The sequence below is a fragment of the Mycobacterium sp. genome (assembly GCF_049281135.1).
Taxonomy (GTDB): Bacteria; Actinomycetota; Actinomycetes; order Mycobacteriales; family Mycobacteriaceae; genus Mycobacterium.
This window is the reverse complement of sequence record NZ_JBAPRN010000559.1, coordinates 1-11,263: the sequence shown is the minus strand read 5'-3', so window position 1 is coordinate 11,263 and position 11,263 is coordinate 1. Positions and strand designations below refer to the sequence as shown.

7 protein-coding genes are annotated in these 11,263 nt (G+C 66.5%); 3 read left to right on the top strand and 4 right to left on the bottom strand.

The genetic code is table 11. The annotated features are described in order from the left end of the window. Together WAN02_RS21775 and WAN02_RS21770 are read left to right on the top strand one after the other, a co-directional pair. The coding region (locus WAN02_RS21775; RefSeq protein ID WP_422266296.1) for a thioesterase domain-containing protein at positions 1-1,234 on the top strand (1,234 nt) is incomplete at its 5' end. After that, positions 1,235-2,788 (top strand): acyl-CoA carboxylase subunit beta, encoded by a 1,554-nt coding sequence (locus WAN02_RS21770; RefSeq protein WP_422266295.1) that lies wholly within the window; start codon positions 1,235-1,237, stop codon positions 2,786-2,788. It begins immediately after the preceding gene. Between the two features lie 75 nt (positions 2,789-2,863). On the opposite strand, the gene WAN02_RS21765 is transcribed toward WAN02_RS21770, so the two are convergent. Next, entirely contained in the window at positions 2,864-3,352 is a 489-nt protein-coding gene (locus WAN02_RS21765; RefSeq protein ID WP_422266294.1) for a hypothetical protein, read from the bottom strand. 211 nt (positions 3,353-3,563) lie between these two features. Here WAN02_RS21765 and WAN02_RS21760 point away from each other — a divergent pair, with 211 nt between their 5' ends. Further along, positions 3,564-4,505 carry a zinc-binding dehydrogenase gene (locus WAN02_RS21760; RefSeq protein WP_422266293.1) on the top strand — a complete coding sequence of 314 codons (942 nt, stop codon included), beginning with the start codon at positions 3,564-3,566 and terminating at the stop codon, positions 4,503-4,505. A gap of 49 nt (positions 4,506-4,554) precedes the next feature. On the opposite strand, the gene WAN02_RS21755 is transcribed toward WAN02_RS21760, so the two are convergent. From WAN02_RS21755 to WAN02_RS21745, 3 genes are all read right to left on the bottom strand, one after another. Next, entirely contained in the window at positions 4,555-4,782 is a 228-nt protein-coding gene (locus tag WAN02_RS21755; RefSeq protein ID WP_422266292.1) for a CsbD family protein, read from the bottom strand. 386 nt (positions 4,783-5,168) lie between these two features. Further along, positions 5,169-8,402, bottom strand: coding sequence for an arabinosyltransferase domain-containing protein (locus WAN02_RS21750; protein ID WP_422266291.1), 3,234 nt, complete (start codon positions 8,400-8,402; stop codon positions 5,169-5,171). Further along, positions 8,399-11,263: arabinosyltransferase domain-containing protein (locus WAN02_RS21745; RefSeq protein ID WP_422266290.1), on the bottom strand; the 2,865-nt coding region annotated here is incomplete at its 5' end. The genes WAN02_RS21745 and WAN02_RS21750, both read right to left, overlap by 4 nt.

The following is an 11,263-nucleotide window of genomic DNA, read 5'->3' as shown; positions in this document are numbered from 1 at the left end:
GCCCCAGGCTCAGCCTGCGCCGGAGCCGTCGATTCCGCCGCCGCCGACCAACCCCGCCGGCCCCGCCGCGCAGCCCAACCTGTCCGGCGCGCAGCCCAACCTGTCCGGCGCCGCGCAGGTGCTCAACCAGGAAGCTGTTGCCGCAGCGCTCAACTCGGACATCCCGCCGCGGGATGCCGCCGAGCGCGTCGCGTTCGCGACCTGGGCCATCGTCACCGGCAAGTCACCGGGCGGCATCTTCAACGACCTGCCCAAGCTCGACGACGCCGCCGCCGCCAAGATGGCCGAGCGGTTGTCGGAGCGCGCCGAGGGCACGATCACCGTAGCCGACGTCAAGGCGGCCGAGACCATCGAGCAGCTCGCGACCACCGTGCGCGAATTCCTGGAGGCCGGCCAGATCGACGGCTTCGTCCGCACGCTTCGAGCCAGGCCCGAAGGCTCAACCAAGCCAGCGGTTTTCGTGTTCCACGCCGCGGGCGGATCGACGGTGGTCTACGAGCCGCTGCTGAACCGCCTGCCACCGGACGTCCCGATGTACGGTTTCGAGCGGGTCGAGGGAACCATCGAAGAGCGTGCCGCGCAATACGTTCCGAAGCTGCGCGAGCTGGGCGGCAACGGCCCGTTCATCCTGGCCGGCTGGTCGCTCGGCGGTGCATTGGCCTACGCCTGCGCGATCGGGCTCAAGCAGCAGGGCTGCGAGGTGGCATTCGTCGGCCTGATCGACGCGGTTATGCCCGGTGAGCCGATCCTGCAGACCAAGGAGGAGACCCGCAAGCGTTGGGACCGCTACGCGCGCTTCGCCGAGCGGACCTTCAACGTGCAGGTTCCCGAGATCCCTTACGAGCAGCTCGAAGCGCTCGACGACGAGGGACAGGTGAAGTTCGTGCTGGAAGCCGTCCAGCAGGCCGGTGTGCAGATCCCCGGCGGGATCATCGAGCACCAGCGCACGTCGTATCTGGACCAGCGGGCGATCGACACCGCCGAATACCAGACGTACGACGGCCACGTCACGCTGTACATGGCCGACCGTTACCACGATGACGCGATCACCTTCGAGCCCGCCTACGCGATCCGCAAGCCCGACGGCGGCTGGGGCGACTACGTGGCGGACTTGGAGGTCGTGCCGATCGGCGGCGAGCACATCCAGGCCATCGACGAGCCGATCATCGCCAAAGTCGGTGCGCACATGACCCAGGCGCTCAACAAGATTCACGGCGAGCAGAAAGAAGCCTAAGTGACCACCAAGACCACCGCTGAGTTGCTGGCCGATCTGCGCGAAAGGCTCGAGACGGCCAAAGAACCCGGTGATCCGAAGGCGATCGCGCGGCGCGACAAAAAGGGAATTCCGAGCGCCCGCGCCCGCATTCACGCACTGGTCGACCCCGGCAGCTTCCTGGAGATCGGGGCCCTGGCGCGCACGCCGGGCGACCCGGCTGCGCTCTACGGCGACGGCGTGGTCACCGGCCACGGCCGGATCAACGGCCGGCCTGTCGCAGTCTTCAGTCACGATCAGACGGTGTTCCAGGGCTCGGTGGGCGAGATGTTCGGCCGCAAGGTGGCCAAGCTGATGGAGTGGGTGGCCATGGTCGGTTGCCCGATCATCGGCATCAACGACTCCGCCGGAGCGCGCATCCAGGATGCGGTCACGTCGCTGGCCTGGTACGCCGAGCTGGGCCGCCGGCACGAGTTGCTGCGTGGCCTGGTGCCCGAGATCTCCATCATCTTGGGCAAATGTGCTGGGGGAGCGGTCTATTCACCGATTCAGACCGATCTGGTGGTGGCGGTCCGCGACCAGGGCTACATGTTCGTCACCGGCCCGGACGTCATCAAGGACGTCACCGGTGAGGACGTCACCATGGATGAGCTGGGCGGCGCCGACGCGCAGGCCCGCTACGGCAACATCCACCAGGTGGTCGAGGACGAGGCCGCGGCGTTCCAGTACGTGCGCGACTACCTGAGTTTCCTGCCGGCCAACACGTTTGACGACGCACCGGTGGTCAACCCCGGACTGGAACCCGAGATCACGCCGTCGGACCTCGAGTTGGACGCCATCGTGCCGGACAGTGACAACGCGGCCTACGACATGCACGAGGTTCTGTTGCGCATCTTCGACGACGGCGACGTGTTCGACGTCGGCGCACAGCGTGGCCAGGCGATGATCACCGCGTTCGCCCGGGTCGACGGCCGTCCCCTCGGGGTGATCGCCAACCAGCCGATGTACATGGCGGGGGCGATCGACAACGAGGCTTCAGACAAAGCGGCCGGCTTCATCCGGTTCTGCGACTCCTACAATCTGCCATTGGTTTTCGTGGTCGACACCCCAGGCTTCCTTCCGGGCGTGGAGCAGGAGAAGGGCGGCATCATCAAGCGCGGCGGCCGGTTCCTCAACGCCGTCGTCGAGGCTGACGTACCGAAGGTGACCATCACGATCCGCAAGTCCTACGGCGGCGCGTACGCGGTGATGGGGTCAAAGCAGCTGACCGCCGACCTGAACTTCGCTTGGCCCACCGCGCGCATCGCGGTGATCGGCGCCGACGGTGCGGCGCAGCTGCTGATGAAGCGATTCCCCGACCCGACCACGCCCGAGGCGCAGCAGATCAAGAAAGACTTCATCGAGGGCTACAACCTGAACATGGCGATCCCGTGGATCGCCGCCGAACGTGGCTACATCGACGGAGTCATTCAACCGCACGAGACCAGGCTGCTACTGCGTAAGTCGTTGAACCTCTTGCGCGACAAGCAGATCAACTGGCGTACGAACCGCAAGCACGGCCTGACGCCGATTTAGACCTGCCGGGCGACGATGCGGCCGGGCACCGGCCGAGGTGGGGGCACCTCCCGCTTGCGGGGTAGAGCCGGGCTATCAGACCGACGCGACGAACTCCGACGTGTAGAACTCGGCCGGGCTCTGTGACCTCGGGCTCGGCCGCCGGATGAACACCCAGACCCCGGTCGTGCCGGAGCGAAGGCTGTCGCGCACCGTGGTGTTTCCCACGCCCGCGCCGTCGCTGTCGAGACCGGCCACCGCGACGCCCGGCCCGGGGGCATCGCACGACGCGGTCGAGGCACGCGGAAACTGGATCAGGCTGACGTCGTAGTGGGTGCCCGGCTGACCAGGCTCGGCGAGATACACATCGGCGGTGACGGTGCCACCGTTGACGTGGATGACCGCGGACGCCGTGCCGCGGTCGGTCGACGCAAAATCGGGGATTGGGCTGAAGTCACACGCTCGCAGAATGCTTTGCAAAGGAACGATGGTGCCGGCTTCGGCAGCCGCCGGAGCGGTCGATCCCGCCAGCGCCACGACAACTGGTAATGCACAACGGGCTAGCGTGGAAATCGTCATTGACATTTCGTCAATTATCCGGCCTCGCGAGCCAAACCAACCCCGCGCGACCAGGAGAGATGCCTTACATGCGATGCCCTGGTGTGACCTGCGACACGGCGGTGGCGGCTACCCGACGCCGTCCACGCTGAACCAACACCACCTTGCAGTAGTTCGTATTACCATCTATATTTACGTGGTACTACGAACTAGTTAATCGAGCCGCGGAAGGACGGTCATGTACGCAGCGGTTGTTACCTCATTCGACGCACCGCCGGCTTACCTGGAATTCCCGAGCCCGGTACCAGGCGGTTCGGACCAGGTGCTGGTCGACGTGATCGCTTCCGGGCTGCATCGCAGGGTCCGCTCGCAGGCGGATGGCTCGCACTACACCAGCACCGGCGAGTTGCCGCTGGTTCCCGGCGTCGACGGGGTGGCACGCCTTCCCGACGGGACGTTGCGTTACTTCGCACTGGGTGACACCGCGTCCGGCGCTATGGCCGAACAGACCGTCATCGACCTGCGGCAGAGCTTCGAGTTGCCCGGCGGCACCGACCCCGTACGGGTGGCGGCGGCGATGAACCCGGCGATGTCATCGTGGGTTGCGCTGCGGCGCCGGACCGGCTTTCGGGCCGGCAAGTCCGTGCTGGTCCTCGGCGCTACCGGTAGTTCCGGGCAGATGGCCGTGCAGGTAGCCAAACAGCTTGGCGCCGGCCGGGTCGTCGCGGCCGGCCGCAACCCGGAGCGGCTGGCGGGCCTGCCAGAGCTCGGCGCCGATGCCGTCGTGTCCCTCGGCGACAGCGCGAAGCTCGCGGCGGCTGCCGCCGATGTCGACGTCGTTATCGACTATTTGTGGGGACCGGCCACAGCCGACGCGATGATCGCGATCGCCACCCATCGCAGCAACGACCATCAACCGCTGACCTGGATCGAGATCGGCTCGGTCGCCGGTGCGACTGCCGAAATCCCGTCCGCCGCGCTGCGGGCGCTGCCGCTACAGATAGTCGGTAGCGGACAAGGTTCGGTATCCACTCGCGACATCCTGGCCGAGTTGCCCGCGATCGCCGAAGCGATCACCAGCGGCGCGCTGCGCATCGACGCGCGAAAAGTCCCGTTGCGTGACGTGACGTCGGCCTGGCAGGACATCGACGGCTCCGAACGGATCGTCTTCATACCATAAAACTGGGCGGCAACAGCGAAAGCCGTTGCCGCCCAGGGTGAGTTACGTTCTAGCGTGCCGACTTCTGACGAGCCTCGGCTGCCTTCTCCGCGGCACGCGCGGAGGTTGCCTCAGCTTCCTTCTTGGCCACATTGCGCTGGGCCTCGGCCTTCTCTTGCTGCGCACGGCCCTCTTTGCGCAGATCCTCGTGGTTCACCACGATGCCGATGATTTCTTTGGCCTTGCCTTTGACGTCCTCGACAATGCCCTTGATGGCCGCTTCGGGTCCGCTGGTCACAGGTCACTCCTTTTCGCTCGTGGATGGGGATGTTCAAGGCCTACCCGCCGCCGACCGGATCGGAACGTGATGGCCGTCACCACGCGTCATCCGCGCCCATGCCGGTGCCGGCCAGGGGGACAGGACCATTTCACATTGAAGGCATATGCGCTATCAATCCGTGTGGATCCGGGCTAGTGATATCGCCCGTGCACTCAAACTGAAAAGAGAGACGCGCCGCTCCTCGGTGACTGAGGATGCTAGTGATCCTTCTGAGGTCTGCCGCCGGCCAGGGCTTGCTTGCCCGGCTCCTCCTCGGGACGCTATGCGTCCCGCATCGTCGCCGAGCTAGGGCTTGATTGCCCGGCTCCTCCTCGGGACGCTATGCGTCCCGCATCGTCGCCGCGCTACGGCTTGATCCTGATCTTGCCCGGCGACCACCAGCCGAAATGGGTGGCTGTGCCGAGATCCAACTCGGCGGGCGGAGCATCGACCAGGGTGTCGAACTTGCGCAGGGAGCCCCAATCGCGGCCCCAGTCATGGGACAGGTAGGTGGACATGACGTGCGCCCGCAACAACAGGTCGGTGATGCCCAGCAGGCCACCGTTGACGCCGTCCTGCCAGGTGTCGGTGTCCTGTTTCTTGGCGTTGTAGTCCGGGGTGATGCGGAACTTCGGGATCTCGGTGACGCCGTAGACGTGCAACATCGGCTGTTGGCAGGGGAAGGCCAGTCCGACCGCCCAGTCCATCAGCACCGGTTGCTTCGAGCCGATGTACTCCTGCAGCGAGCGCAGCTCGGGCACCCGCGGCGGAGTCACCGCGATCCAGTCGTCCGGCGTCAGGGACAGGTCCTCGGCGACCACCCGCACCGCGACTGCGTCGGCGGGCATCTGGGAGCGTGCGAAGCGCAGATTCCGCCACACCTTCGGCTGCTCGCCGTAGAGGTCATAGGGCGTCAGGCGGCCGGCGGGCAGCACGGAGCCGCCGGGACCGGGCTTGCCGAATTCCAGCACCACCGTCTGTCCGTTGGTGTGGTGGTGCAGGATGCTGTTGCCCTCGATCTTGCCCGCGGCGGTCACCACCACCAGCGGATGGCCGTCGTCTGCGGACGGTAGCTGGTACCACGCCGAGGCCAGCTTGCTCTGCTGTTGCGCGCCGGTGGTATAACTGCCTGCCAGCGGAACCCGTTGCGGGTCAAGGCCGTAGGGCAGCGGCACCGTCGAGCCGTTGATGCCCGGTGTTTTCAGCTTGGTCGGCGCATCCCAGTCGTAGTCGGTACCCGGCTGCGGCACTGACGTCTCCTTGACCGACTCGGCCAGGGTTCGGTCCGGTACGCCGTTGGGCGTGAATCCCGTTGGGCTGACACCACCCAGCGGGCCCAACGGACCGTAATTGTCCGGCTCCCCAGTTTTGAGCGGCGCCATGAAGCCGGCGTTGCTGTCCGGCTCGACCAGTACGTCGTCGGCCAGACCGCAACCTCCGCTGAATTCGCGCAGGTTGTCCCAGGCGTTCGAATAGGTCGGGTACTGCCGCACGATGCCGGCCACCATCGAGCCGATGAACACCACCGCCATGAAGCCCGCCGCGACGGGGATAGGCGCCGCGGTCAGCGCACGCGCCAGCCGACCCTCGCCGTGGCTGGTGTCCACGAAGTGCAGCCAGGCCGCGTACACAGCGGTAATCACGAACAGCGCGAAAAAGATTGTGCTGATTGAGATTCCGCCGACCTTCGGCATGGAGCTGTTGAACGGCACCCCATAGCTGGACACGTACCACCAACCGTTGGTGGTGGCGAAGCACAGCGCCAACACGAACATCACCGCGGCCAGGAACGCCATCCGGTTGCGCGACCAGTGCAGCACTTTCGGTGACACCAGCACCGTCGTCAGCGCGGCCATAGCCGCGCCCACCGCGGCGAAGAGCCCGAAGTGGTGCACCCACTTGGTCGGGGTGAACATCAGGAAGAACATGGTGCCGAAGATGACACCCATCAGGCGCCACGCCGGCCCGCGGGCCACTCCTGGAACTCGCTTGCGCCGCAACATGATGAACACGGCCGTGAAAAGGCACAACGCCGTGATCAGGAAGCCGAACCGGCGCGACATCGACCCGTCGACGGTGGGCAGGATCAGGTAGTAGTAGCGCAGGTTTTCGGTGTACCAGGCCTGGCTGGGGCCGATCGAGGTGCGAATCCTGGTGGCTTCCAACACTGTTGACAGCGTCTGGTCGGCGAACACCACGGTGAGGATGACCGTGCCAGCGGCCAGCATGGGTGCCACCAACGGCAACGTGCCGACCAGGCGGTGACGGCGGACCAAGATGCGCAGGATCGGACGGCCACCGGCGATCAATGCGGCCACGGCGATCAACCCGGTGGGCTGAACGCCGAGCGTGAATGCGGCCGTGACGACGGCCAGCGCGGCGGGCGTCAGTCGGCTGTAGCGCATCGAGCGTTCGATCAGCACGTAGGTGATCAGCGAACCGACGGCGATGATCGGCTCGGGCCGCAGACCGTTGTCGAACGGCATCCACGCGGTCAGCAGGACCAAGCCCGCCGCCCAGTTGGCCGCCTTGCTCGATGTCACGGCCGGCCCCAACCGGGGCAGCACCTCACGTGACAGCAGCAGCCAGCACACCAGGCCCGCGATCAGATCTGGCAGCCGCATCCACAGGCTGGCGTCGCTGACGTGGGTCATCAGAGCCAGCAAGTTGTAGTACCAGCCGAACGGGTCCTCCGGGCTGCCGAACCAGCGGAAGTAGTTGGACATGTAACCGGCGCGGTCGGCGACCCGCGCCATGCCAAGGATGTACCCGTCGTCGGAGGAGTTCGCCCCGATCACATGCCACAGCAGGAAGCCGAACGTCACCGTGGCGTCCGCCAGGGTGAACGTGCGCCAGTTCGCCGGAATGAGCCGGCGCATCCGGTGACCGTCGAGCTGGTCCAGTCGCCACAGGGCGACCAGCGAGACGATGGTGGACAGGATGGCGCCCACCATCGCCAGCAGCTTCAACGTTGTTGGGGTGGTGGAGAACCTGGTGTCGACGGTCGCGGAGAACTTCAACCCGGGTGGCGCGGGACCGGTCAGGTCGGTGAAGACCCCGACGATTTGCGGACGCAGGTTGGGGTCGGCGAAACCTCCGGACTGGGGCTTGCCCGCGGCATCTGTCAGCCCGACAAAGGTGGCGAAAGTTCCGGCGAGCGTTGAGGTTATCTCGATCCGCCGGCACTGTGCGGACTCCGCTTGCTCACGCGAGACGCTGGCAATGACCACGTTGCGGTCGGTGACGTCGACGCGCTTGCCGTTGACCACGACGAACAGCGCATTGAGCGCCGCATCCTTGCCCTTCTTCGGTGCCGTACTGAACACGACACCGCCGTCGGCCGGCAGGCCGCGCACCACGGCACACGGCACGGTGGCCGTGACGTCGACCGGAGATAGCGAAATCAACGGTGCTGTAACGCTATTCAGTTGACCCTGCTGCGGCCAATTGAGCATCGCCGTCGTCTGCACGACCGGTAGCAACGGTGTGGCCACCGACAGCACGAAGCCGATCAGTCCGGCGATCGTGGCGACCCACCGCGTCGTCCGGACGTCACGGCCGGCGGCGACGTCTGCTTGTTTTTCGATGACCTGGCTCATGGCAGTGCCCGAATCGGACCTTGGCGGCTCCAGCCGTTCACGGTCATCACACCCTGTTCGATGACGGCATTCGGCGCCTGATCGCTCGGCACCAGCGGGTAGTACTGCTCGACCGATCCCCAATCGCGATACCAGTCGCCGCGCAGGTAGGTCGAGATCGTCGAGGTCTGCAGCAGCACCTGGGTGAACAGGAACGGACCGCCGGTCGCGCTGGCCTCCCAACCGTTCGACGACGACGCTGTCTGTTTGTGGTCGGGCAGGATGCGGTAATCCGGAAGCTCGGCCACCCCAAGGTGTTCGGAGAACGGCCGCTGACACGAGAAGTTGGCCGCGGTCGCGATGTCCATCAGCACGGGTTTCTGCGACCCGATCAGTTGTTGCAGCGTTTCCAGCACCGGCACCCGAGGCGGCGTGAACGCGAACCACTGATCTTGGCTGAGGTTCGGGTCGTAGGCGACGATGCGTGCCACGTTCGCCTCCGGTGGTGCCCAGGTCAGTGGAAAGCGCAGATTGCGCCAGGCCGGTTCGGGTCCGATGTCGATGGGCTGCACCTCCCCGAGCGGCTGGGTGGTCCCGTCGGGCCGAGAGATTCCCCACTGCAATTTCAGCGACTGTCCGTAGGTGAAGGTGCCGTCCTCCTTGTACGACCAGATGGCCCCGGCCGCCGATATCACCACGATCGGCCGGTCGGCGGTTCGCGGCGGCAACTGGTACCAGGCAGAGGTGGCAGTGGCCGCCAAGGTGTTCTCGCCGTAGCTGCCCATCACCGGCGTGCGGGCCGGGTCGAGGCCGAACGGCAGTACCACGTTCGACCCGTTCATCCCAACTGGGCCTTTCCCACCGGCCGTGCCTGCAGAGTCACTCATGGCGGCGTTGGGCTTGTTCGGTGACGCGTCGGAATTCACCACCCCTGGTTTGGTCACCACCGGGTACGACCTCAGGTCATCACCCACCCCGTCGGGTTTGAAGCCCACCGGGTTGACGCCCCCGAGCGGACCGTCGGGCCCGAACGTCTGCCCCGGAACCGGTTGCAGCAGGCCAACATTGGGGTCGGGCTCGGTCAGCACGTCGTCGCCCATGGCGCAACTGGTGGGCGAGAGCGCCGAACTGATCGCAGCGAGATTGGCCTTGCCGGTGGTGTAGAGCGGATAGCGGAACACCGCGCCCTTGGCCAGCGATGCGACCTCACCGACGACCATGATCGTCGCGACCACCAGCAGTGGAGTCGACGCCAGCACCCGGTTACGCCGGTTGTCCGTCACTTCGGTGTGGCCGGCGTAGTCCATCCGGAAGTGCTGCCACGCGGCGAGCAGTCCGGTGATGATCGACAGCGTCAAAAAGATCGACGTCACCGGGTGGCTGGCGATCACCGGCTGGATGTCCCACCACGGCACGCCGTAGTTGCCGACGTAGAACCAGCCGTTGACGCCCGACGTCGCCACCGCCAGCACGAACAGCAGGGCCGTCACGTACAGCGTGAGGTTGCGGCGGTTGTGCAGCCCGATCCGGGCCAGCGCGAAGGCGGTCACCGCCCCGAGTGCGCCGGCCAGTCCCGCGAACGCACCGAACTGAATCGCCCACTTCGTCGGAGTGAAGGTCAAGAGCAGCAGGCCGAACGCGGTAGTGCCGACCAATCGCCACGCCGGGCCGCTGGCCACCCCGGGGATCCGACCGCGGCGCAGCAAGATGACCAGCATCCCGAACAGGCACAGCAGCAGAACCAGCACGGCGAACCGCCGCGCCATCGACCCGTCCGGGTTGGATTCCACCGTAAGGAAGTAATAGCGCAGCCAGTCCTGATACCAGGCGATCGTCGGTCCGACCTTGTATTTGATCCGAGCCGACTCGGCGACAGTGGCCAGCGTCTGCGACCGGAACACCACGACGGTGATCAGCGACAGCGACGCGGCCAGCACCGCCAACGGTGCGAGCAGGCCGTCAGTTGCCCTGCGCCGCATGATGATCTGCGCGATCGGCCGCGCGCCGGTCAGCAAGGCGGCGATCGCGATCAGGCCCTGTGGCGCCACCGTCGCGGTCAACATCGCCACGACGATCGCCACCGCCGCCGGCACCAGCCGACGGGTCGCGATCGCGGTCTCCACCAGCATCCAGGTGGCGATCACGCCCAGCGCGATCAGCGGCTCGGGCCGCAGGCCGTTGTTGAACGGCAGCCAGGCCGCGAGGAACACCGCGCCCGCGGTCCACACCGCCACCCGGTTGCTCGCCAGCCCACCCTTACCGGGGCCCAGACGCCGCAACACGTAGCGGCGGATGATCAGCCAGCAGCCGATCCCGGCCAGCGTGGCGGGCAGCCGCATCCATACGCCCGCGGTGCTGACCGATGCCAGCTGGGCCAGGACCGATTGGTACCAGTCGAAGGGCGCCTCGGTCGTCCCGAAGTACCGGTAGTAGTTGGCCACGTAGCCGGCCTGCCCGGAGACGCGGACCATGGTCAGGTTGTAGCCGTCGTCCGACGACGTGGCGCCGATGACATGCCAGAGCAGCAGCGTGGCGACCACCCCGGCGTCGGCCAGCCAAGTCGCGATACCTGCCTGAAACAAATGCCGCCAGTTGCGTCGCGTCCGGTGTCCCGATTGCCGGTCCAGGACGCCCAGCGCGACGATCGAGGCCAGCACCGCCAGCCCGCCCAGGGCCAGCACGGCCCGCTTCAGCATCGTGGGGGCGACGATGAAGCGGGTGTCGACGTCGATGCGGGCCGACAACCCCGGCTGCGTGGCCACCGCCAAGTCGGTGAAGATCCCGCCGACCGCAGGCTTCTTCTCCGGCGCCAGCTTGCCGGTCGCGCCGGGGATCCCGACGAAGTCCGCGCCGGCGCCGCCGGCGTCCGCCCAGATGTGCAG

Bases quoted from the DNA above. Each gene is read 5' to 3' on its own strand.
- WAN02_RS21765 (WP_422266294.1), bottom strand. From the start codon at position 3,352: ATGTCAATGACGATTTCCACGCTAGCCCGTTGTGCATTACCAGTTGTC.
- WAN02_RS21760 (WP_422266293.1), top strand. From the start codon at position 3,564: ATGTACGCAGCGGTTGTTACCTCATTCGACGCACCGCCGGCTTACCTG.
- WAN02_RS21750 (WP_422266291.1), bottom strand. From the start codon at position 8,402: ATGAGCCAGGTCATCGAAAAACAAGCAGACGTCGCCGCCGGCCGTGAC.